The organism is Aliiroseovarius sp. CAU 1755 (assembly GCF_054482655.1).
Map to the genome: position 1 here is coordinate 232,284 of NZ_JBTLRH010000001.1, position 23,192 is coordinate 255,475.

The following is a 23,192-nucleotide window of genomic DNA, read 5'->3' on the forward strand; positions in this document are numbered from 1 at the left end:
GATGACGGCTTGTGGATGGTTTTCAAAGCAACTCTGGATGAGGAAAAAAGCCTTGGTCATGCTGCCTTTAAGCTGACCAGCCCCACCCAAGTTGTCCAGTATGAATGTGCGCGCATGTCTGGGCAGGCAATCCGCCCCGTCATCTTTGTCTTTCCGCACTGCGCACTAGCCAAAAAAGGACAGATCGGCAAAGGACCCGATGGCGCTGGCCAGTATCGGTGACACGATCGCCAGAGTGGACTTCAACGCATCCAGACTGGCGATCTGGTTGATGTTGAACCCTTCGATATCGGCGGCAAGCTCTGGCGACCCAGCCTGTTCTACGGCGGATTTGAAACGCTCGATCCGAAGCCTCAGGATCAGGCTGACCGGCATATAGTAAGACAGGATCAGCACCGAATACGTCACGCCGCGAAACAGCGATACTGAATTGACCAGACCTTCATGCGCAGACCGCACGGTGTCGTCTGCAATCAGCGCGCTGGGCCAGGTCATCCAAGCAAGAACCAGCACCATACCCGTCGTCAGCAGAATGCCAGAGCAATACAGGTAACGCTGCGCGGTATCTTGAGCCAACTGAAGCGCACGCCCTTCGGCAACCAACCCGTCAGGTGTCGCAAGGTCGGTTGAAGCGGGAGCCGCAAGCGCCAGAACCATTCCCGTGATGACCGCGCCTGCCGCCAAGGATGTCAGGATGTTCACCCGGTCGAGCAGATACTTCATCGCAAAGAAGGCACCTTCACCGTTGCAGGCCTGTGCCAATGCAGCCCCCGGCGCGCATCCCGGCAATTCACCAGCCCCCAGCGCGGTGCGGAACAGATTGTCGCCCAGAAGATAGTGGGATTCGAAACTGTTTGGCATCCACTCCGGTTCAAACGTCGAGAACATGAGCGAGGCGGCAATCACCCCCACAACCCCGCACATCGTGTAGCAAATCGACCGCATTGTATGGCGCGCATACAATTCAAAGGTGAAGATCGCCGTCAACGTGATCGTGACCGCGCCAAAGAACAAGAGCGCGGCCAGAAACTTGTATCTGGCATCCAGTTCGGCCAGCCTTGATGTTTCATCCAGCTGCACACCTGTTACCGACACCGAGGTATCGCCAAACGTGCCCAGCAAGAACTCCGACACCGTCAGAACCAGAACCGGCAACACCAGGATCAACAAGTGCTTCGGGGCGATCTGAAGCTTGCTAAAGTCAGACAAGGTTGCCATTGGACCTCTGCCTCCTCATGCCGAGATCAAGGGGGTGAACAGGACCATTCATCCGATATCGATATCAGCAATCAGGCTTTTTCGCGTGTCTGCCAGCTTGTCGCGAATGATATCGCGCACATCGGCATAGATCGTCGGGCTAAGCGCGACCTTCTGTGCCGACAGCCAGTAGTCCAGCTCGTTCTTGCCCCAAGACACGAACAGGATGTTCTGTTTCTTGTCCTTGTAGCTGAAATTGAATGCACCAAGCGCCATGCTGATCACATCGCCGGAAGCCTCGGCGCTACCGATCTGAAAATTCCCACCGGTCGAGGTCGAGGTTTCGAAATCGAAAAGTTTGATCTTGCCGTCATCCGACGCCAGCCCGCGCAAAGCCTCGATCGCGCTTTCGACGATCTTGAACTGATTGCCTGTCGCTACTTGCGCAAGGGTCGCCAAAATCACCTTGTCGAAGCTGCCGCTGCCTTTCATCTTCTGGCTGGATTCAAATGGCGCTGCTTCGCGCGTCCACCCCATCAGGCTGAGCATCTCCATATAGGTTGCGTGCCACGCGGCTCGCTCGGTGACCGGATCGGCTTTGGCGTCCGCGGCGCGTTGGGCAAACAGCGTCGACAGCAACACATCCTCTTTCTGGCTTGGCGTCAGATTCTCAACGAACGAGATTACGCTGGACGCATTGACCGCGGCTTGCATGGTTTGCTGATGCGCGGCGGATTCAGAGGTCGGGTCAAAGTCTTCACCGGACCGAGCCACCGGATCGGCAAAGGCCGACCTCCGCGATTTGCTGCCAGGCGCTGCGCGTGGCTTTGCCAATTTCGTCGCAATCAGGATTGCCAAACGTTCGGCCAAACTGCTTGGCCGGCGCGTCAGCAAGGGTGTCGTGGCAGGCAGGGCTGCGCTGCGAAACGCGGGTGGCCAAGTGTTGTTGGTGCCGCGCGTATCGACATGGGTGAAGCTGTTGTATCGCCCGATCCCGCCGGTAAAGAAGCCCTCTTTGTCGCGCAACCAACGCAACGCTTGCGCCACGTCCGGTGCCGCCATGCCGGACACTTTGAAATCCAATGCGCAAAACCGCACGTGCTGGCTTCTGGTCGCCCCATTGATGCACGCGTTATAGGCCGGTGCCCGGTAGGCGTTGGTGATCGCGATGGGTTTATCCAGCCTGTCACGCAAGTGATCCAACACCTGAGCGGTCTTGGCGATATTGGTCCAAAGGCTGCGCGGCGGATAGCTGTTCTTACCCTGACAGGCACCGCCCGGCGTGTTGTGACTGCCGCCAAGGATCAAAAACTCGTCGGTGCTGAAATTCTTCAACCCCAGTGATTTGATGAACCCGTCAAAGTCGGAATAGTCCGGCCATTGCAAGGCGGCCGTTGCGCTGCGGAACCCGGCGCCGCGCGCCTTTGCCGACAGGATCGCATCAACTTCGGCGTCGGGCAGTTGATCATTCTCATCGCCTTCACCTTCGCCTTCATCATCGACCGCCTTTGTGACAGCCGTCGCGCTGGGCACGGTGATGGAACCACCCCCGCACGGGGCGGAACTCTGCGCCACGGGTTGCAACGTGAACGGCCGGTCGGAGACAAAATTCGGCTCTTTGATCAGGCGTTCAAACAATTGCGGCGTCTGGCTGTCACTGCCTATTTCAACGTCGATCGCGTCCCGAAAGGCGCGATAGCCTTCGTTAAATCGCCCGTTGTCCCAGACCCTCAGCAGCGCGCCGGTGAAGGCGCCGTTTGCAGGCCCGTCCATCGCAAATTGTTCGTCCTTACACGCCCCAAGGTTCAACACAGACGCTTGAATGGGACTGCTGAGCGGCGCGGTCATGACGCTTTCCTTCATCGCGCTGTAGGATTTGGAGGCCTCCCGATACGCGGCTTCATTCGCGCGCCAAACGCGGTCTTCGACATGCAGAGGCATTGCACGCACCCGCGCATCGGGCGTGATCGTGCGGCCAAACAAGGCTGACGGTGCCGTCGGCCCAAACTTCGCCATCGAACCGGAGTGGCAGGTGTCAGGCACGATTAACACCCGCACCCCGTCCCTGAATTTGGTCCAGAGCATGTAAAGCTCGTCATCGGCGATCTGGAAATCGTAAAGACACAAGGTCTCGTCCATCTTCTGGTCGCCATCATGGTCTTCATCCTGATTGAAATCAGGCACGCGCCCACCGTGCCCCGAAACCGACAGCAGAAACATGTCACCGGGCTGCAAGTCCTTGGCGGCGCGTTCGATCTGGTCGACAACATTCTGTCGGGTGGCATCGTGGGTCAGCAGCAATTCCGGTTTGAACCCTTCCGCAAGCGCGATGTCCTGCATGGCAAGCGCATCCGCCTCGCACGCGGCCAACTGACCATCCCAGCCATCATAATGCGCCGGGTCCACAGTGTTCAGACCAACATGAAGCGACATGCCATTCGCGGTTCCACCCGCGATAACAGGCGCGCTTTGCAGGGACCGGGAAATCTGACTGGCAGACCCAAAAGGACCACCTATGATCATCGGCGGACCACTGCGTGCATTGGCGATGCGGTTGATTTCGCGCGCGAATTTTCGCGACACATCGCGGTAGCCATCATTGACCGGGTGCAGACCGTCGAACCAACGGTGATCCCCCACAACACCGCGGCAGTCGATATAGGTCACATGCGGCATGGAACGGGCCAACCTGCGCAAACGGCGGTTGAACTGATCCATCATTTCGGCCGCAATGGCTTTTTGAAGGGTCTTGTCGCGGATCCCGCGCTGTTCCATCGGCTTACCCAGCCAGCGGTCCTTGTTCGGCACCGGATAGTCATATCCGTGGCACAGGATAGAGACATGCGGGAAATGCTGATGCACCTGCCGGAACATCCGCCCATAGTGCTTCAGCGCGTCATCCAACAGCGCCTGAAACGAAGGCAGCAGATAGTCTGCTGGCATCAAGTCAGGGTCGAACTCCTCTAGGTGCGACGCCAAGGCTCCGCTGGCCACCAGATCGTTGCCTCCGCCCGACAGCAGCAGGATCTCGGCGCCCGTATCTTTCAGCGCGCCCAGATATTCCTGCTTGTCCGCCATCCGTTTCAAAAGGTCGCCAGCCGCGCCAAGCGAATAGATCGCGTATCGTTTCATCAGGTGATCAATCGTGTCGATCAGGCGAAGCGGATACTGAAACCAACTGTCGCCTTCGGACACGATGATCGGGCCGTCATAGCCGTCAGAAAGCTTTTTCTGGAACTTGCCCTTGCGGCTCATTCTGGAAAACCAATTGGCTGAGTTCATCACCGCAGCACTCCGCTGCGCGGCATTCGGCCCGCGCGGGATCTGCACCGTTGCCGGGTTCAACTTAAATTGCGGCGCGAAGGGGCCGGATTGCTCTTCATCGAGGATGAAGTATTCGGAAAGCTCGGCGTCATCTGTATTCAGATCCGCCATCTTGGACATCAATTGTTCCACTGTGATCTTGGCCATCGTCTTTCTCCTTCGCGTTGTCTTAATCTCCGGGTTGCTCATATCCCTTGATGAAATCGAAAATGCTGTTGGTGATCGTCGTGTCCTTGTTCAGGGCCGATTGTTCGATCCGATCAAGGTCATGTTTCTGCGCCGCAATTCTGTTCAGCCGAAAGACAGCACCAGGTGCGCCAAAGGACGCATCTGCGGCGACCTCTGCCATGCCCATAAAGGGTCTGGGACGCAGCAGGTAAGGTGCGTTCGTGTCGTCGGCGGCTTTGGGCAAGGGATAGCGATCTTCGAACGCGCGCGAGACCAGATGCAGGATGGATTTACCATAGCTGCCAAAACAGATGCGATCCTCAAGCTCTGGTGTCGGCACATAGATCCGCGCCCGCGGTTGGGCCTTTGTTTTCAATAAGGGCTGGACGACAGGCCTGCGGGCTGCGCTTTTGCGTTTCTTCTTGCCAGAGATCTGTCCGTTCATCACATCGACAAGCGGCATCAACCGCTTGTTGGCACGCGGCATTCCGATCGCCGGGTGGATCAGGTGCAGTGAATCAAAACGGTCCATCCCGCCGGGGGTAAGCGATGACGGATCGAACCAGCGCGTGTTTTGTTCCAGCAATGACAGCATCTCGTGGACCACCAGCGCGCCCGCGCCTTCCGCCACCACATGCAGTTCACAGCCGGTGTCCTTCTTCAGCTTCAGAAGGTCCAGAAGGAAGCTGCCGACAAAGCCCGTCTTGATGTGGTCAAGATTCTCGGCTTCGTAGTCTTCATAGGGCAATTCTTCTGTGCCGCGCAGTGCCCGACGCGCGCCAAGCTCGATATCGCGCCAGAAGGCCCGCCCGACCCCGCGCACGCGGTTTTCGATCAGCTCGTCCAAGTGGGCGGCATTCTCGCCCGCCTGTTCTTCGCAACTGTCGAACAGGCTTTGCAGCACCTCCAGAGACTTCTCGACGAAGCTGTTGCACCAGAAAACCGTGTAAGGATACAGCCCAAGATCCTTGATCAGTGTCTTGCGCCCGACCGCGGCGGCAAAGGCAGGTTTGATCCCTTCCAGACTGCCCGGTATCCACACCAACACGCCACGATACCTGGGCTTTTCTGCAGCCGGCTCGGCGTTCGGATCCAGCCGGTCTTGCAGATAGCTTTTGGTGCGCGACCATCCATCCTTGAAGGACGGATATGATCCCGTTGTCACGTGATACCCATCATCCAGATGCATGTAGTGACCCACCAGTTCGAAACACGGGGTCGAGCCCGTCTGGATGCGCCCAACGACACCTTTTGTGCCCTTCTCACCAACTGACGCGCCAAACGCAGAAGGCGCGAAGACGCCCAGCCGCAGCACCCAGCTGTCCACGACGTTCTGCGCCCAATCCGCATAAGACCACAACCCGATCCCCGCCTGACCCTTGTAACCGCCCCAAGCAGGCCCCCAAGAGTTCATCACGTGAAACCCGTTTTCGTCATAGCCGGTCAGCACAAAGGCATGCGTGCCGGTTTTGCCCAGCGCTGGCGGCCACGTGATCACGCCACCTGTCTCTGGCGTCGCGTTCAGCCAGCCATCATGGACATTGGCAGTCGTCAGCACGGCCTCGGCATCGTTCAGTGCGGCATGAAAGTGGTTCAGGATCGACGCCAGACGGAAATACGCCCCCAGCCCGATTTCCCGCGCTTTCTTTGCCTGCGCAACCGTGGTGAACTTGCGCGCATGGTCAGGTCCGTTTGCAACATAGCAGTCGCTTTGCCACCGATCTTGGTCCGTCGCAGGCGTGTCGAACGGCCAGTCTCGGCAAACGCCATGGTGATAAAACCCCTTGATGGCCGACCGCAGCGTCAGAATACCCTCTTCGGCCAGCACGTCGCCGTTTTCAAGCTCGGGGTAGCGATCGTGGAATGAGGCAATCCGATAGAGCATATCGGCGCTGACAATATCCTTCTGCCGTTCTGACAGATCGCCCGGATATCCGTTGCCCAATGTGGATGAGCGCCGAAGTTGCTGCAAGTTGCGTTGGATATCGATCAGGTTGGCCAGCGCGAAGCCAACGCACCGCCCACTTGACCCCTGATTTCGGACACCGAAGATCGGACTGTTCAGCCCTGAATTCGGGTCCGTCTGCATGAGCTTGCGGTCGATCGTAACCGTGTCACGCAGCACTGAAAGATTGGGAACATAGTCCTGATCGCGCAGGTCCACCCAGTCGGCGCGCACACCAACGTCGTTGATTAGCCCTGAAGCGAATTCGGTCATCGGGTAACCGCCAATAAATTTGCAAAATCTGGAACTATCTACTCAACGGGGAAAAAATACGTTCGAATTCTACCACAATTTCCCTCAGACTCCAAAAAGAGGCCTGACTTGAGCCTCAAAAGGGGTGCAAAAGATGTAGATTTTCGATTGCAGCTTAGGGGCGCGTCAGCCGCAACAACCGTCCGCCGTTTTTGTCTTCCAGCACCCACAAGGCACCCTGCGGCCCTTGTTCCACCTCGCGAATTCGCTTGCCCCAGGAAAACCGCTCGACCTCGGTCGCGGTGCTGCCCTCCAGCGTGACGCGGATCAGCGCGCGGCTGACAAGGCCACCGATAAAGGCGTTTCCTGTCCAACCCGGGAACTGATCACCCGAATAGATCACCAGACCGGAGGGCGCGATGCTTGGCACCCAAAAAGCGCTGGGTGCGGCAAATTCCGGGCGCGTGTCGTGGTCGGGAATTTTTTTTCCACTGTAATTGTCGCCGTTGGACACAATCGGCCATCCATAATTCCGGCCGGGCTCGATCAGGTTCAACTCGTCCCCGTGGCGTGGTCCCATTTCATGCGCCCAAAGCCGCCCCTTGGCGTCAAAGGCAATGCCCAACGCGTTGCGATGGCCCAGCGACCAGAAGCTTTTCGCCAGATCGCCTTTGTCCTGAAAGGGGTTGTCTGCAGGCAGCGTGCCGTCATCGTTCAAGCGAATGATCTTGCCAAGCGCCATGTCCCAGCGCTGCGCCGGGGTTTGTTCCTGACGGTCGCCCGAGGTGATGAACAGCTTGCCGTCTTGCGCCGTGCCACGTGGGCCAAACGCCAAACGGTGCGAAAAGTGACCGCCACCGGGCCGATGTGGCGATTGCGACCAGATGCGTTGCAGGTTGCGCAGCGCTGGCTTGTCCGACAAATCCAGCACTCCGCGCACCACGACCGCACCGCGCGTCGCGCCGTTGTCCTTGGTCTCAACAAAGGACAGATAGACAAGCGAATTGTTGGCAAAATCCGGGTGCAGTACCACATCGCCCAAGCCACCCTGACCACCAACCTTCACCCGCGGCACACCCTTAACCGCGCGCTTGGTGCCATCCGTGGACACCACCCAAAGCTTGCCCGGCTTGGTGGTGACAAGCAGGCGATCCTCATCAATGAATGTCATCGCCCACGGGCTATCAAATGCCGCGATCGAAGTCGCCTCCAGCCGGTTGCCGGCCGTGCCTTCAACCGAGAAGGCCATGGCCTGTGTCACCGACATGAACAAGGTGACGAACAGAAAACAGATGGCTTGGATGACGGGTTTCATGGGGCACCTTTGGTCAACGATCATGAATTCGCATGGCTTTCACGATACTAGATCATCAAGGCCGCTGTTGGGCAATTCACACAACCGCCCTGTCCCATGCGCGACGAGATGCCGATGCCCCTACCATGGCACCGGATCGCCGCGCCAATCGAAGAACTGTCCCGTGTCGCCTTTGGTCAGATTGCCAACAACGCCCAGCAAATGCCCGGCCGCCTGAGCAGGCGTGTGAACCTTCAACCCCGTTTTGGCAAAAGGTGCCGACAGATCTGTCGCGACGGTGCCGGGGTGAAGCGCCACGCAAAGCGCGTCGGGTGCGCGCCGGGTTAGCTCGATTGATGCCGTGCGCACAAACTGGTTCAAGGCCGCTTTCGACGCGCGATACCCATACCAGCCGCCCAGCCGGTTATCGCCGACCGAGCCGACCCGCGCCGAGAGCGTCGCAAACACCGATTTGCCAGTGCGCGGCAGGTGGGGCAGTAAATGCTTCATCAGCAGCGCCGGACCGATTGCGTTGACGGCGAAGGCGTGCTCAAGGCTGCGCCGGTCAAGCTCTGACCAACTTTTTTCCGGGCGATCATCCCCAATGTGCAGAAAGCCGGTCGCATCAATCGCCAGCCGGATTTCCCCGGAGGCCGCGGCGAAATCGACCGCCTGTTTCATCTGCGCATCCTCCAGCAAATCAAACCGAGGGTCACTTTTGCGGCCCAAGCCGATCACTGCATCGAAATGGTCGACGTCGTTCAAAGCCGCAACCAAAGCGGACCCGATCCCACCAGACGCGCCGAAAACGACCGCGACCCCGCTGGGATCGAAGGATTGTAGATCGAACACAGGTGTCTCATCCATTTCTACGCACCTCGGTTTTCCGGAGCCTTCAGGTCTGAACGGTCAGAAATGCCGATATCATCGCGCCCACTTCTTCGCGCTGGGTGAACATCAAAAGATGCCCCGCCGGAAAGACCTCTAGCCGCGCGTCCGGGATCATGTTCGCCAGAAGGATCTGGTTGGTGACGGGGATCAACCCATCATATTTTCCCGCGATAACCAAGACCGGCTGCGAAAGCTGACGCAACCATGTCAGGCTGGTCCAGCTGCACATCGCGCGCACCTGTGAAAAATAGCCTTCGGGGCTGGGCGCGATGGCGTGCTTGGAGTATTCGCGGAACGCGGCGGGTGCAAAGATGGCCTCGCCGCCATACATCAGCGGCCCGATGAAGTTGCCGTAGCTCTTGCTCATATAGCGCATGGGGAACATGATTTCAGACAAGGCAATCGGTGTCCCCCACCAGCTGCCGATCCCACCGGCTGACGTGATCGCAAGCACAAGTTTGCGCACCCGGTCCGGCGCGTCATAGGCCATCTGCTGCGCCAGTGATCCGCCCCACGAGATGCCCAGAATATCGAAACGGTCTATCTTGAGCTGGTCCATGATCTTCATCGCGAAAGCGGCATAATCCGGGATTGTTGAAATACCCTCGATCATAGGAGTGCGCCCAATGCCCGGCATATCGAACGCAATGATTGTGCGGTCGGCAATCTCGTCGATCAGCGGCAACAGCACCTCAAGCGACTGGCCAAGCCCGTTGCAGACCAGCAAAGGCAGCGCGTCACTTGTGCCTTCGCGTCGCAAATACCGCACGCGGTCATCGCCGACCTTGAGGGATTGGAAGGTGATATCGGGATGCGTGTTCTTGGCGTTCAAATCTTTCATGAGTTACACGCCCTCCAGCACATAAGTGCCAGGTGCGGGGTCCAACGGTGCATAGGTCTTGTTGCCGAGTGTCTTAGGCTTCGGTCCGCGTTCGGCAGCGTTGTTGGTGTCGAGCCAGTCCAGCCAATGCGGCCACCAACTGCCATCGGTCAGCGTGGCTGTCTCGTGCCAGTTGTCCGCATCCCCGCCTGTCTTGCCGCCCGTCCAGAACTTGCGGCGACTTTTGGCGGGGTGGTTGATCACCGTGCCGGACACGTGCCCGCCGGTGGTCAGCACGAACTCGGTCGGGCCGGACACCAGCTTGGTCGCTGTAAAGGACGTTTTCCACGGCACGATATGGTCGCCATCTGCGGCAAGGAAATAGCACGGCAGGTCGATGTTATGCGTATCAACCGGGACGCCGCACAAGGTAAGCGCGCCGGGCTCTTTCAGCTTGTTCGCCATATACATTTCCTCAACGAAATAGCTGTACCATTTCGCCGGCAGGTTCGAGGTATCGGCGTTCCAATACAGCACGTCGAACGGCGCAGGCGATTTGCCCATCAGGTAGTTCGAGACCACGAAGTTCCAGATCGACTCGTTCACATGCAGCATCGCCATCGCATTGGCGATATCGCGGCCCGGCGCAACTTTTTCCGCTTTCAGGCGTTGGTTATAGGCTTCGACCTGCGGTTGGTCGATGAACACCTTGATCTGACCCGGATCAGAAAAGTCGATCAGCGACGACAGGAAAGTCGCGGTGCCCAGCTTGGATTTCAGCGCCTTGGGCATCACCGCAAGGGCCGCCGTCAGCATCGTGCCGCCATTGCACCAGCCCAGAATGTCGATCGCGTTGGATTTGCTGACCGCGGATGTAACCTTCACTGCCTCGAATATCCCGTCTGCGATGTAATCATCCCAGCTGTGATCACCCATCTCCGGCCCCGGATTTCGCCATGCGATGGTGTAAACGCTCTGCCCTTGTTCCAGCAGATAGCGGATCATCGACTTCTTTTCGTTCAGGTCGAAGATGTAGAACTTGTTGACGCAGGGCGGCACGATCAGGATCGGCGCTTTGCGGGTCTTGGCTGTCATCGGCTCGTACTGGATCAGCTCGATCAATTCGTTGCGGAAGATCACCGAACCGGGCGTCGTGGCAAGGTTCTTGCCCACCTCGAACGCCTCTTCGTCGGTGGTCGAGATATAGCCCTTCTCAAGGTCCGCCAGAAGGTTCTGATAGCCATCAAGCAGGCTCTGCCCACCGGTTTCGCGCGCCAACTTCTGCGCTTCGGGATTGGTCAGCAGGAAATTCGTCGGCGCCATATTGTCAGCGGCGATGCGAGCATAGAAGCTCAGCTTTTCCTGCTCCTGCTCGGGCAGCCCGGCCTTGTCGGCCATGTCGACCATCGCCTTGGTGGTCAGTTCATAGGAGTGGCGCAGGATCGGAAAAATTCCTTCGTTCCATGCCTCATCCCCAAAACGACGATCACGGGTCGGCTCTACGCCATCCGTGGCGTGAAGCGCCGTGCCCAACCACAGCTTCGCCATATCGCTTTGATACCTGAGCATTGTGTTCGCCCAGTCCTCAAAGGCCGCTGTATCGCTTTTCTGCATGGCCTCAAAAAGTTTGAAAAAATCCTTGGACATGTGCCGCGCCTTTTCCGTTCTGCTGGTGTTTGCATCGTGTTTTGCACCAAAATGCTTCACGAGTTTTGCAAGCAGTGCCAAGTAAACAGTTTTTTGGCCGCTTTCCAACCAACGCCTTGGGCGCGTGTTCGGTCGTCAGTGGTCGTTTCTTTCGAACTCCGGCGCAAGAGCGCTTAGCCCTTGGATAAGCCCATCGGTCAAATCCGCCGGAACTTTGCTTTCGATCTCGGACTTCATCAGGCCGCCATACACGTCCCACATCTTCAGCCGCAACGCCTTGCCCTGCTCTGTGATGGTCAGGACCCGACCGCGCCGATCTTGTGGGGCAGGTGATTGGCGCACCAAACCTTCTTCGGCCATGCGTTTAAGGGTGCGAGACAGGTTGGGCTGATCAAACAGGCTTTTGCGTTCCAATTCGAACTGACGCAACCCGTCCGGGGACCGCTCGAGCCCCCACAGGATATCATACCAACCCGCCGGCGGCAGACCTGCGCGCTTCAGCTCGGTCTCGAACTTTTGGGTCACGCGCTTGTGGGCCACGTTCAGCAAGATCCAGATATCGGTGGTCGTGGCGTTCGGCTTCTTGTCCATCTCACATTTCCGTTACGTCAATTTTCCGGTCTTTCCCGAGATTTCAATATTAGATACATGTGTATGTATCTAATATGCCCACCCGACACTATGGGCGCAACATGTCAAAGGAGACTTTACAATGAAACACTTCCTTTTCGGAACCGCCGCAACGCTTGGCCTGATGGCAACAGTTACCACGACTGCGCTGGCAGAAACCTACAAGTTCGATCCGGGTCACACCGAAATCCGTTTCTATTATAATCATGCCGGTCTGTCCGAACAGTCTGGTCAATGGAAGGTCATCAGCGGCGAAGTCAACTTCGACCCGTCAGACATCGCGGCAACATCCGTGACCGTGACCGTTGACCCGGCAAGCATCGACACCGGCGTATCGGCTCTGGACGATCACCTGAAAAGCGGTGACTTTTTTGATGTGGAAAACTTCCCCGAGATCACCTTCGCTTCGACCGAAGTCACCCAAACTTCGGATACCACAATCACTCTGGTCGGCGACCTGTCCATCAAGGACAACACCAAGCCGTTTACGATGACCGTGACGCTGAACCATAACGGCCCGCACCCGCTGGGCGAGTTTGCCGACTATTACAAAGGCGAATGGATTGGTGTCGAGGCCACAGGCGATTTGCTGCGGTCTGACTACGGTGTGGGCATGTTCGCACCCGTCACCTCGGACGAGGTGCGGCTTGAGATCTCGGCCGAGATGCGCGCAGGCGGCTGGGAATAACATGCGTCTGACAAACACGTCACAAAGTTGGGGGGCGCTTGCGCGCCTCCTGCATTGGGCGGTTGCCGCAGTCATCTTGTTCCTGTTGGGGCTTGGTGTCTGGATGACCTATTTCGTGGATGACACGTTGGAACAGTTCCGGCTGGTCCAGACACATAAAAGCTGGGGCTTCATACTGTTCGTCTTGGCGCTGGTGCGGATAGCGTGGCGCGTTGCCAACCGTCGCAGCCCAGCGTTGCCCAAACAGATGCCCGCAGTTGAACGCATGGCCGCGAAACTTGGCCACCTTGGGCTCTATGTCTTGATGATCGCCATGCCGGTCTCCGGTTGGCTGATGGCAAGCGCATCACCTTTGCAAGATCGGTTTGGCGTCAAGAACAAGGCCTTTGACTGGTTCGAGATGTATGACCCCTTCGTCCCGGGAAGCGAAGCGCTGACCGATACCTTCGCGCAAATCCATTTCCTGTCTGCCATCGCGCTTGGGCTATTGCTGGTTGGTCATGTCGGCGCTGCGCTGTGGCATCACTTTCACCACCGCGATGATGTGCTTAAACGCATGACGTTCGGTAAGTGACGGGTGTCATAGCTCGGCTTGCAAAACCGCCATCAGCGCCGATGTTGACATCCGCCGCGACAGTGGTGCGCCCTGCCCGGCCCAATGCGCACCATAGCCGGTTTCTCCGCCGGCCACAGCCGCAGCATTCAGCGCTTTGCCAGCATCATATGTCACCGGATAACTTGGCACATGTTCGCGCATGACGGTTTCGCCCAGCGCTGTGAACTTGTTTGACAGGCAGCGCGCAGGCCGCCCCGAAATGATGCGTGTCATCACGGTCTCATGCGCCGCGTCACTGGCAAGCGCATCTTGATAGGCTTGATTGGCGCTGCTTTCGTCGCAAGCGATAAAAGCGGTGCCCATCTGCACAGCAACCGCCCCAAGGTCCAACGCCGCCCGAATACCCGCCCCATCCATCACACCCCCGGCCGCGATAACGGGACAGAACAACGACTGAACCAGAAGGCGTGTCAGGGCAAAGGTGCCCATCTGGCTGTCTGGCGCGTTCTCATCAAAGGTGCCGCGATGTCCGCCGGCCTCCCACCCTTGTGCGACAACGGCATCAATGCCCAGCGCCTCGATCTGGCGGGCCTCATCAAGGTTGGTTGCTGTCGCTAGGGTCACGATCCCACGATCCGCAAACGCAGCGATCTGGTCTTTTCGCGGTAACCCAAAATGGAAACTGACCACCTTCGGCGCTTCGTCAAGAAGCATGTCGAACATGGCCTCAGAGCCGCGAAACGAGTCATAGATTTCCCGAAGCCGCGCAGGCGGTGCCGCGCCAAAGCGCGCGAAATGGGGGCTGAGCTTGGCAAGCCATTGCGCCTCTTTACCCTCATCACGCAGGGCAGGCGCGTGGCAAAAGACGTTTGCGTTCAAGGCGCGGTTCGTCAAGCTCGCCGCGTCTTGCAAAGCCTGACGCGCGTCTTCAATCGTCGAAGCCCCCAGCCCCAAGGACCCCAACCCGCCAGCGTTCGACACGGCCGCCGCCATTTGTGGCGTGGACACGCCAGCCATCGGCGCTTGTATGATCGGCACATCCATCCCCAGACGGGACAGGAATGCAGATTGAGTGGTCATTGAGGTGCCTCTGCTTTCTGCGCCCTAAGTTGGGTTAAGGCGCGTGCGGTCACTTTGCCAACATCCCAGCCGAAAGGCCAGCCAAGGCATCGGCCCTGCGGCGCGGCGTTGGTGACGTCGGTGGTGTGCAGAAAATATTCTCGCAAAACTGATCCATCTTACAAATGCGTTCGTAATGGAGTTATGTTGACACTGACCCTTGATCCCCCACCCACCCGGCGCCCAGCGCCCAAGGTGCGCCGTTTTGAAGGAAAACCAGTGTCGCAGAAAGACCCTGAGATTTCGCAGGAAACCAGATGGATGCTTGCGGTGCGCGATACCCGTGACCGCGATGCGTTCGGAGCCCTGTTTGATCACTTTGCGCCCCGGCTTAAGGGGTTCATCATGCGCACCGGAAGCTCGGCTCACAATGCCGAAGAGATTGTGCAGGATGTGATGCTGACGGTGTGGCGCAAGGCTCACATGTTCGACCCGCACCGGGCGCAAGTCTCGGCATGGGTTTATCAAATCGCGCGCAATCGACAGATCGACATTGCGCGTAAATACAACCGGCCCATTCCTGACGAATTGGCCGAAGATCCGGGCTCTGAACCTGATGCCAGCCAGATATTGGCGGTGGAACAAGAGACCGGGAAACTGAAACAAGCCCTCTCGACGCTCAAACCTGAGCAGCGCGAGATCATCGAAAAGGCCTATCTTGGCGAGCTGACCCATCAAGAGATCAGCGACCAGACTGGTCTTCCACTTGGCACAATAAAGTCCCGCATCCGCCTCGGGTTGGATCGGTTAAGGCACGAGTTGAAGGCAATGCGACAATGAACGCGATCACCCACCATACACCCGACGCGATGCTGGCCGCTTATGCTGCTGGTACACTTCCCCATGCCTTTGCTGTCGTCGTGGCGACCCATGTGTCGCTTTGCGTCCATTGCCGGGCGGCGCTCGAGGCTCATCAGGCGATTGGCGGGGCGGTGCTGGATGCAACAGACAGCGTGACGGTTTCAGACCACCTGAAATCTGACATTCTTGCCCAACTGGACGCCCCTGCCCCGCGCGAAGTGACCTATACGCGCAGCGGGATTTACCCTGGGCCCGTCATGCAGGCGCTTGAGGGCAAGGAACCGAACTGGAAGACCCTTGGCATGGGTGTGCGGCAGTCGATCCTGTCGTCTAACCAAGAAGGGTCTGTGCGGCTGCTTTACATCCCGCCGGGACAAGCCGTGCCTGACCACGGACATAATGGGCTTGAGCTGACCTTGGTTCTTCAGGGCAGTTTCAGCGACGAAACCGGCCGGTTTGGAGTTGGAGATCTGGAGATTGCCGACGAGGACCTGGAGCACACGCCAACAGCGAACCAAGGTGACCCCTGCATTTGTCTTGCAGCCACCGATGCGCCATTGCGGTTTCATGCCCTGTTGCCCCGCCTGCTGCAACCGTTCTTCAAAATCTAAGCAGCCATCCCCGTCGACACTCAAAGAACCAGCAACATTCTTGCTGGTTCTTTTTTGTTTTCAGCATCTTGCACACCTTTGCCTCACATTCCCGTGAGTCGGTGAACCGGATTATGCTGCCCTGCGTAACCCTTATACGAACACAAATTCACAAGGGCCTTGTGCCTGCCAACTCGGAGATCAAACCATGAAAACCACGCTCAAATCTGCCGCCATTGCACTGGCCCTGACAGTTTCGGCCACCGCCGCAAAAGCCGACAACATAGTTGAGATTGCCGCCGCCGACGACCGCTTCTCGACCTTGGTGGCTGCCGTTACCGCAGCGGGTCTTGCGGATACGCTTTCCGGCCCCGGTCCCTTCACAGTCTATGCCCCGGTCAATGACGCTTTTGCAGCCCTGCCAGACGGCACGGTCGAAACACTTTTGAAGCCCGAAAACAAGGGGAAGCTGACCGATGTGCTTCTGTATCACGTTGACGATCGCAAACTGACCGCGGGCATGATCCCGCAGGGCTCCAACTACTTCAAACCCGCCCTGACCAGTGCACGCCTTTGCATCTCGGCGGGCGCAGATGGTGTGAAGATCGCGGACGGAACCGGCGAGATGGCAAATGTCGTGATTGCAGACATCATGGCAGATAACGGTGTGATCCACGTGATTGACAAGGTTCTTCTGCCCGGCAAGCGCCCCGCCTGTCACTAATGAAGGGGCTTTGCGCCCACCACGCTTCCAAAAGAGTTATGCCGACCCCTGTTGGGTCGGCATTTTTTGTTTGGCATTCACGATGAAAAAGCTTCGTGGCTGGACGCATCCAACCTTAACGGCCGCGATAGACCAGCAGGTCTGGCAAGAAAGCCAGGCTGCAAATAAACCACGAAAACGGCGCGGGGAAATCGGTTCTGAACCGGCTGCGACGCATCGCTTTCAGCACGTGTTTCGCGGCAACCTCGGGGGTCATAAGCTGCGGCATCTTGAATTCGTTTTTCTGCGTCAGCCGGGTCTTGATGAAGCCCGGATTGACCAACCGCACCAGAACGCCCGTATCCCTCAGGTCGTGGCGCATGGTTTCTGCCAGGCTGACCATCGCCGCCTTGCTGGCACCATATCCGATCGACGCTGGCAACCCGCTATAGCCCGCCAAGGACCCAACAAGCGTGATGTCGCCTTGGCCCTTGCGGACAAGGTTTGGCACCACTTCGCCCAATACGCGCATGGCACCCATGAAGTTGACTTCGCACATGGTCAGGGCGGATTGGCTCTCCCACTCGGTCGCGCGCATCGGGTCATAAGCGCCAGCGTTGTAGATGATGCCATCGACATCCCCTGCCGCGTGAACGGCCTGTTGCACAGCGGCCGGGTCTGTCACGTCAAAGGCGACGACACGCGCGTCTCCGACCTCGTCGCGCAAACTTTGCAAGCGGTCTTCGCTACGCGCCGAGATGACAAGATTTGCGCCCTCTGCGCTCAGGTCTTTGGCCAGGGCACGGCCCAACCCCTCGCTGGCACCGATCAACCAATAGGTTTTTCCTGCGAAGTCAGTCATTTCTGATCTCCACGATAGGTCTGACTATCAGACACCAAAGGGGTGGGTGGCGCAGGCTTTCGCAGAAACGGCGCGCGCTTCAGATAAAGAATAAGCGCCTGCCAATAGATCAACGCGACCACCCGTGCCGCGCCAAGTGGGCGCCGCACCGCCGCCCAGCCAAGCGATCGGTTGGTCGCCGGTTTGCGCGCGCCTTCCAACGTCGCCAACACGCCCTGGTCTCCATTTTCATACAGGATACGGATATCGAACGCGGCATCCGTCATGCCAAAGTTAAAGCGATACTGACCTTCGACCTTCTGAAACGGCGAGACATGCATCAGCTTTTCAGCAATGATCGAGTCGCGCTTTTCGATAGGCCGCAGATCGTCATGGGCACAGAAATAACAGTGGCGATGGCCGAAGGTGTTGTTCACCTCGGCGATGAAGGCACGCGGCGTGCCGTCCTTGGTCGCGATCCAAAAGCTGACTGGGTTAAAGTGAAACCAAAGGAAGCTCGGCTGCGTCAACAACACGAGCGAATAGTCGTCAGGTGCAAGCCCGCGCTGGGCCAACTCATCCCTGAACCAGTCAAGACCACGCCCTTCGCCACGTGGCCCTCCGTGATGTTTGTCCCACAAGGACCAAAGGTTGAAGCGATTGCGGGACAGAAGGGCGGGTGGCGTATCCGTCGCGGGATCGCACAGCACGAAATCAACGCCATAGGTGAAAGCGTTTTTCAGGCTGCCACGCCGGGCGTGCAAGGTTTTGGCTTGGATATGGTCCATCATGATAGAGTGTATACGCATCGTGGCGGGCTTTGGATCATGCAAAGTCTGGTCGTTGGGCAATTTTCCGACCGACCATCAGACGCAGCCAAGCCTATTTCTTGATTGGCTTTTTTTGATCCAGAGAGGGCGCCGCATCGTAATGCCTCTATAGAACTTGAAATAAGAGGCTTGAATGCTCGACCAACAGCGAGGCCCCCGCAAGAAAATTGCCATTGTCGGAGGCGGTATCTCTGGCCTTTCCGCGGCCTATTATCTTTCCCCCAACCATGACGTGACCCTGTATGAAGCCGCCCCGCGCCTTGGTGGTCACGCACGCACCGTCATTGCCGGCAAGAACGGTGACCAGCCTGTGGATACGGGTTTCATAGTGTTCAACTATGTCACTTACCCCTATCTGACGCGCCTGTTTCGGGACCTGGACGTGCCAGTCACCAAAAGCGTGATGAGCTTTGGCGCAAGCATCGACAACGGGCGCATTGAATACGGGCTGAGCAGCCTGAAATGCATCACCGCACAGCGGCGAAACCTACTGCGGCCACAGTTCTACAAGATGGTTGCCGACATCCTGCGGTTCGGCAAACACGCCGAAGCGACCGCCAAGAATGATGACACGACGATCGGCGAGCTGGTCGACGAGCTGCGCTTGGGGGCATGGTTTCGCAACAACTACCTGATGCCGATGTGTGGCGCGATCTGGTCCACACCTGTGGCCGAGGTCGACCAGTTCCCGGCGAAATCCCTTGTGCAGTTTTTCCGCAATCACGCCCTGCTTGCAGGCGCGGGCGAGCATCAATGGTGGACCGTCAAAGGTGGCAGCATCGAATACGTCAAACGGCTTGAGGCTGCCCTGCAGGGCCGTGCAGTGGACATCCGCAAAAATGCTCCGGTCACCGGTGTGCAGCGCATGCCCTATGGCGTGACCGTTCAGACAGCAACCGCCTGTGACAAGGGCTATGATGACATCATTCTGGCATGCCATTCAGATCAGGCACTTGCCATGCTGGGCGACGACGCGACAGACCTTGAAGCCTCGGCGCTTGGCAGCATTCGTTACCAGCCGAACAAGGCCGTGCTCCATTGCGATCCGGGACAGATGCCCAAGCGCAAAGCCTGTTGGTCAAGCTGGGCGTATCGGTCGCAAGATGGCGCGATTGGGGTGACCTATTGGATGAACAAGCTTCAGAACATCCCCGAAGATGACCCGCTTTTCGTGACGCTGAACCCATCCTCGGAAATCCCAGCCGACAAGATCTACGACGAGGTCGAATTTGCCCACCCCGTGTTCGACAAACCCGCTTTGCAGGCGCAGGCACGCATTCGCGCGATGCAGGGCATGAACCGCACATGGTTTGCCGGGGCCTACAATCGCCACGGCTTTCATGAGGACGGCATCGCAAGCGCCATGCGCATCGTCCGGCTGATCAACAAAGACCATCCTTTGAAAGGAACAGAAATTGCGTTTGACCAACAAAGCCCTGAAGTCGGAATTTCTGTCCACCTGTGAACGGCTGCGCGAGGGTCAACTGACCCTGCGCACGCCCGAAGGTGACAGCTATCATTTCGGCACGTCCGGCCCCGAGGCCGAGATGGTGATCCGTGATTGGGCGGCAGTATCTGCCATGGCCGCGCATGGGCAGGTCGGTCTGGGCGAAACCTACGTGCAAGGCATGTGGGACACGCCGTCGATTGAAACGCTGATGTCGGTCGCCATGCGCAACCGTGATCACCTTGGCAGCTACGATCAGGCGAGCGTACTGAACCGGGCGAAATTCCGGCTGGTCGACACCATGCTGCGGGCAAATTCCCGCCGTGGGTCGCGCAAGAATATCCGGTCGCATTATGACGTTGGCAACGAATTTTATCATTTGTGGCTGGATGAGGGCATGACCTATTCATCTGGCATATTCGCCGATGGCAGCGATGACCTGACCGACGCCCAAACCCGCAAGAACGCGCGCGCGCTGTCCCGGCTTGGGGCGGGCGAACGTGTGCTGGAAATCGGCTGCGGCTGGGGTGGGTTCGCTGAACACGCGACCCATGTTGGCCGTGATGTGACGGGCGTGACAATCTCGCGCAACCAACACTCCTACGCGGAATGCCGTCTGGACGGGCGCGCCGATATTCAGCTTCGCGACTATCGCGACATCAACGGAAAATACGACAACATCGTCTCGATCGAGATGATTGAGGCTGTGGGCGCGCGCTATTGGCCCAGCTATTTCTCGGTTCTGAAGGACAATCTTGCAGACGGCGGCCGGGTTCTTTTGCAGGCGATCACCGTCAAAGACAGCTTTTTTGAAACCTACAAAACCTCGTCCGACTACATCCGTCAGTATGTTTTTCCCGGCGGGATGCTTCTGTCTGACAGCGTGATTGACGACCAGGCGCGCAAGGCAGGGTTGCAGGTGCAGGACAATTTTGCCTTCGGTCAGGACTATGCCAAAACCTGCCGCATCTGGGCCGAACGCTTCACGGCCCAAAAACGCAAGATCGCCGAGATGGGCTATGGCGAAGCGTTCCAGCGCAATTGGCAATACTACCTTGAGATTTGCGCGGCATCCTTTGCCGTCGGCCACACAAACGTTGTTCAGGTGGAGCTGGCTCATGCGCGTGCTTAGAACTCTGCTGACCTTGGTCTTGCTGGCCACAGCGCCGGCGCCTGCACTGGCGCAAAGCAACGTGGCCGCCGCAGCACTTCCGGGGGCCGAGGTGCGCGGCACCGCCACACTGCGCTTTCTGGGATTGCCGCTGTATCAGGCGCGGTTGTTCACGGTTGGCGGCGCTGCATTGGATTGGAACCAAGATTTCGGAATCGAGCTGACCTATCTGCGCAATCTGACACAATACGATCTGGTCGAGGCAACGCTGCGCGAATTCAAACGCACCGGCAGCGCACTTCCGCTAGAGGCGCAATTGAACACTTGCTTCGATGCGGTCAACAAAGGCGACCGCTATCTGGCCGTGTCAAACGGCGCGGATAAGGTCGGGTTCTGGCGCAACGGCATACGCACCTGCACCCTGACACACCCCCAGATAAAAACCCGATTCATGGGCATTTTTGTGGGTGACAACACGCGATCAAGATCCTTCACGCGAAAACTGACGGGGTCGTGATGCTTTATCCACGGGTCAGCTTGTATGCCTTAATGCTGGCTGCGGCGGGAATCCCTCTCTACATCCACCTTCCGCGCTTTGCGTCGGTCAATCTTGGGATCAGCTTGGGCATGATCGGCACCATCCTTGTGGTGATCCGGCTGATCGATCTTGTTCAGGACCCAATGTTTGGGTGGGCTATCGACCGCTGGCCACGGGCGCAAGCGACTTTTGCCGTTTCAGCAGCGGTCGGGCTTGCCATCGGGTTTCCGCTTCTTTTCGCGCTGGAGCCCGGACAGGCCGCGACACCTAAACTGGTGGCGGTGCTTGTGCTTCTGTTTTCCGCCTACAGCCTCGGGATGATCCTGCTTTATGGGCGCAGCGCGACCCTGGCCAAGCAGCCCGACGCCGACGAATTGATGACCCTTGCCGCCTTTCGCGAGGTCGGCATGCTGGCCGGTGTCGTCATCGCCGCCATTGCGCCCGGCGTATTCTTCGCGATGGGTGCCTCGGGTCGGGGCTACCCGGCGTTTGGGCTTTTTCTGGGCGTGCTTTCGATCGGGGTTGCGATTGCGACACGGCCCATCTGGCGGCGTCCCCCCGTTCTTGGTGACACGCTTTCGCTGTCGGGACTAACCAACTCTGGCGCGACACGACTTTTGATCCTTGCCTTGGTCAACAGCCTGCCCGTGGCGATCACCTCGACCTTGTTTCTGTTTTTCGTCGAAGACCGCCTTCTTCTGCCCGGCAAAGCCGGTCCGCTGCTGATCCTTTTCTTTCTGTGTGCTGGTTTGAGCGTGCCGCTTTGGACACGGCTCAGCCATCGTGTCGGGCCAAAACAGACCCTGCTGATCGCAATGCCGTTGTCGATCCTTGGCTTCGTCGGGGCAGGTTTTCTGGCGCCGGGAAACTTGGCAGGTTTCGCGGCAATCTGCGTGGCATCTGGCGCAGCCCTAGGGGCGGATATGGTGGTTCTGCCCGCGATGTTTTCAGTCGTCCTGACCAAAGCAGGGCTTAGCGCCTCGACAGCATTTGGCATCTGGTCATTTGCCGGCAAACTGGGTCTTGCCCTTGCAGCCTTTGCGACCCTTCCCATGCTTGAACAAAGCGGCTTCACCCCCGGAGATGTAAACAGCGCCGAGGCTTTGACCACGCTCAACATCGCCTATGCCATAGTGCCTTGCATTCTGAAAATATGCGCCCTTGCCCTTGTGCTGGCGCTTCCGACAGAGGAACGAACAAGATGAAAACTCTCTCAGTCTTCCTGCTGCTTATTCTCGCAGCCATCGCCGCCAAAAACATGTTCCTCAGCTTTCGGGGCCAAACACCCGAGGACTATGCCGCAAGCACACCAACCTTTTCGCTCAAGCAGCATCTGTCAGGGCGGCTTCTGTCCGAGGGCCTGATCTATGGGCCGAACGGCAAGATGACCAACAGCTTTGTCGCCGAGATGGTGGGCGAGTGGGACGGAGACACTGGCACACTTAGTGAAAGCTTCACCTATTCCAACGGAAAGCAGCAAAACCGCAAATGGTTCCTGAAACTTGGCCCCGACAACACGTTCACCGCGACCGCCGACGATATCGTTGGCGAAGCGAAGGGCACGATTTCTGGTTCGACGGTGATGATGCGCTACAAGATCGTGCTGCCAGAAGAGGCTGGCGGTCACACGCTGACCGCGACCGACTGGCTTTACCTCACGGAAAACGGTGTGATCATGAACAAATCAGAAATGCGCAAATTCGGCCTAAAGGTCGCTGAGTTGATCGCAACCATGCGACCCGATCCGGCAGAGCAACCTTGAACCAACGCATCGGCCTTCACCCCGATCCGCAGTTAAAG

At 58.1% G+C, this 23,192-nt stretch carries 21 protein-coding genes; 10 read left to right on the forward strand and 11 right to left on the reverse strand.

Annotation, left to right across the window (positions count from 1 at the left end; all coding sequences use genetic code 11):
- Nucleotides 1-165: 165 nt before the first annotated feature.
- From ACXYMP_RS01160 to ACXYMP_RS01195, 8 genes are all read right to left on the reverse strand, one after another.
- Complete coding sequence (locus tag ACXYMP_RS01160) at nucleotides 166-1,209, reverse strand: hypothetical protein (protein ID WP_458903808.1); 1,044 nt, start codon at nucleotides 1,207-1,209, stop codon at nucleotides 166-168.
- A 57-nt stretch (nucleotides 1,210-1,266) separates the two neighbouring features.
- Entirely contained in the window at nucleotides 1,267-4,668 is a 3,402-nt protein-coding gene (locus tag ACXYMP_RS01165; RefSeq protein WP_458903810.1) for a D-Ala-D-Ala carboxypeptidase family metallohydrolase, read from the reverse strand.
- 22 nt (nucleotides 4,669-4,690) lie between these two features.
- Nucleotides 4,691-6,907: a hypothetical protein gene (locus ACXYMP_RS01170; protein ID WP_458903812.1), complete on the reverse strand. Its 2,217-nt coding sequence runs from the start codon at nucleotides 6,905-6,907 to the stop codon at nucleotides 4,691-4,693.
- 154 nt (nucleotides 6,908-7,061) lie between these two features.
- Nucleotides 7,062-8,201, reverse strand: coding sequence for a PQQ-dependent sugar dehydrogenase (locus tag ACXYMP_RS01175; RefSeq protein WP_458903814.1), 1,140 nt, complete (start codon nucleotides 8,199-8,201; stop codon nucleotides 7,062-7,064).
- A 120-nt stretch (nucleotides 8,202-8,321) separates the two neighbouring features.
- Nucleotides 8,322-9,047 (reverse strand): SDR family NAD(P)-dependent oxidoreductase, encoded by a 726-nt coding sequence (locus ACXYMP_RS01180; RefSeq protein WP_458903816.1) that lies wholly within the window; start codon nucleotides 9,045-9,047, stop codon nucleotides 8,322-8,324.
- Nucleotides 9,048-9,075: 28 nt separating this feature from the next.
- A complete protein-coding gene (locus ACXYMP_RS01185; RefSeq protein WP_298566817.1) occupies nucleotides 9,076-9,912 on the reverse strand; it encodes an alpha/beta fold hydrolase in 837 nt (278 codons plus the stop codon).
- A 3-nt stretch (nucleotides 9,913-9,915) separates the two neighbouring features.
- Entirely contained in the window at nucleotides 9,916-11,538 is a 1,623-nt protein-coding gene (locus tag ACXYMP_RS01190) for a PHA/PHB synthase family protein (RefSeq protein ID WP_458903818.1), read from the reverse strand.
- A gap of 135 nt (nucleotides 11,539-11,673) precedes the next feature.
- Nucleotides 11,674-12,129 (reverse strand): MarR family winged helix-turn-helix transcriptional regulator, encoded by a 456-nt coding sequence (locus ACXYMP_RS01195; RefSeq protein ID WP_298566820.1) that lies wholly within the window; start codon nucleotides 12,127-12,129, stop codon nucleotides 11,674-11,676.
- 121 nt (nucleotides 12,130-12,250) lie between these two features.
- Here ACXYMP_RS01195 and ACXYMP_RS01200 point away from each other — a divergent pair, with 121 nt between their 5' ends.
- The gene (locus tag ACXYMP_RS01200; protein ID WP_298566821.1) at nucleotides 12,251-12,856 is read left to right on the forward strand and encodes a YceI family protein; all 606 of its coding nucleotides are present in this window, start codon (nucleotides 12,251-12,253) and stop codon (nucleotides 12,854-12,856) included.
- A gap of 1 nt (nucleotide 12,857) precedes the next feature.
- Complete coding sequence (locus ACXYMP_RS01205) at nucleotides 12,858-13,430, forward strand: cytochrome b (protein WP_458903821.1); 573 nt, start codon at nucleotides 12,858-12,860, stop codon at nucleotides 13,428-13,430.
- 6 nt (nucleotides 13,431-13,436) lie between these two features.
- On the opposite strand, the gene ACXYMP_RS01210 is transcribed toward ACXYMP_RS01205, so the two are convergent.
- The gene (locus ACXYMP_RS01210; protein WP_458903823.1) at nucleotides 13,437-14,492 is read right to left on the reverse strand and encodes an NAD(P)H-dependent flavin oxidoreductase; all 1,056 of its coding nucleotides are present in this window, start codon (nucleotides 14,490-14,492) and stop codon (nucleotides 13,437-13,439) included.
- A 183-nt stretch (nucleotides 14,493-14,675) separates the two neighbouring features.
- Here ACXYMP_RS01210 and ACXYMP_RS01215 point away from each other — a divergent pair, with 183 nt between their 5' ends.
- The 3 genes from ACXYMP_RS01215 (at nucleotide 14,676) to ACXYMP_RS01225 (ending at nucleotide 16,646) form a co-directional block, all read left to right on the forward strand.
- On the forward strand, nucleotides 14,676-15,311 hold the full coding sequence (locus ACXYMP_RS01215; RefSeq protein WP_298566824.1) for a sigma-70 family RNA polymerase sigma factor: 636 nt from the start codon (nucleotides 14,676-14,678) through the stop codon (nucleotides 15,309-15,311).
- On the forward strand, nucleotides 15,308-15,943 hold the full coding sequence (locus ACXYMP_RS01220; RefSeq protein WP_298566825.1) for a ChrR family anti-sigma-E factor: 636 nt from the start codon (nucleotides 15,308-15,310) through the stop codon (nucleotides 15,941-15,943). Before ACXYMP_RS01215 ends, ACXYMP_RS01220 begins: the two co-directional genes overlap by 4 nt.
- 187 nt (nucleotides 15,944-16,130) lie before the next feature.
- A complete protein-coding gene (locus tag ACXYMP_RS01225; protein ID WP_298566827.1) occupies nucleotides 16,131-16,646 on the forward strand; it encodes a fasciclin domain-containing protein in 516 nt (171 codons plus the stop codon).
- 115 nt (nucleotides 16,647-16,761) lie between these two features.
- Here the strand turns inward: ACXYMP_RS01225 and ACXYMP_RS01230 are convergent, their stop codons facing one another.
- Both ACXYMP_RS01230 and ACXYMP_RS01235 read right to left on the reverse strand, forming a co-directional pair.
- Nucleotides 16,762-17,487 carry an SDR family NAD(P)-dependent oxidoreductase gene (locus tag ACXYMP_RS01230; RefSeq protein ID WP_458903826.1) on the reverse strand — a complete coding sequence of 242 codons (726 nt, stop codon included), beginning with the start codon at nucleotides 17,485-17,487 and terminating at the stop codon, nucleotides 16,762-16,764.
- Nucleotides 17,484-18,275 carry a DUF1365 domain-containing protein gene (locus tag ACXYMP_RS01235; RefSeq protein ID WP_458903828.1) on the reverse strand — a complete coding sequence of 264 codons (792 nt, stop codon included), beginning with the start codon at nucleotides 18,273-18,275 and terminating at the stop codon, nucleotides 17,484-17,486. The genes ACXYMP_RS01230 and ACXYMP_RS01235 overlap by 4 nt, the downstream gene beginning before the upstream one ends.
- 154 nt (nucleotides 18,276-18,429) lie before the next feature.
- On the opposite strand from ACXYMP_RS01235, the gene ACXYMP_RS01240 reads away from it, so the two are divergent.
- From ACXYMP_RS01240 to ACXYMP_RS01260, 5 genes are read left to right on the forward strand one after another with little or no spacing between them, the layout of a single operon-like run.
- Nucleotides 18,430-19,761, forward strand: a complete 1,332-nt coding sequence (locus tag ACXYMP_RS01240) for an NAD(P)/FAD-dependent oxidoreductase (protein ID WP_298566829.1) — start codon at nucleotides 18,430-18,432, stop codon at nucleotides 19,759-19,761.
- Nucleotides 19,712-20,875: an SAM-dependent methyltransferase gene (locus tag ACXYMP_RS01245; RefSeq protein ID WP_298566830.1), complete on the forward strand. Its 1,164-nt coding sequence runs from the start codon at nucleotides 19,712-19,714 to the stop codon at nucleotides 20,873-20,875. The genes ACXYMP_RS01240 and ACXYMP_RS01245 overlap by 50 nt, the downstream gene beginning before the upstream one ends.
- Nucleotides 20,862-21,371 carry a hypothetical protein gene (locus tag ACXYMP_RS01250; protein ID WP_458903831.1) on the forward strand — a complete coding sequence of 170 codons (510 nt, stop codon included), beginning with the start codon at nucleotides 20,862-20,864 and terminating at the stop codon, nucleotides 21,369-21,371. The genes ACXYMP_RS01245 and ACXYMP_RS01250 overlap by 14 nt, the downstream gene beginning before the upstream one ends.
- The gene (locus tag ACXYMP_RS01255) at nucleotides 21,371-22,597 is read left to right on the forward strand and encodes an MFS transporter (RefSeq protein WP_458903833.1); all 1,227 of its coding nucleotides are present in this window, start codon (nucleotides 21,371-21,373) and stop codon (nucleotides 22,595-22,597) included. Before ACXYMP_RS01250 ends, ACXYMP_RS01255 begins: the two co-directional genes overlap by 1 nt.
- Nucleotides 22,594-23,154, forward strand: a complete 561-nt coding sequence (locus ACXYMP_RS01260; protein ID WP_298566833.1) for a DUF3833 domain-containing protein — start codon at nucleotides 22,594-22,596, stop codon at nucleotides 23,152-23,154. The genes ACXYMP_RS01255 and ACXYMP_RS01260 overlap by 4 nt, the downstream gene beginning before the upstream one ends.
- The last annotated feature ends 38 nt before the right edge of the window (nucleotides 23,155-23,192 follow it).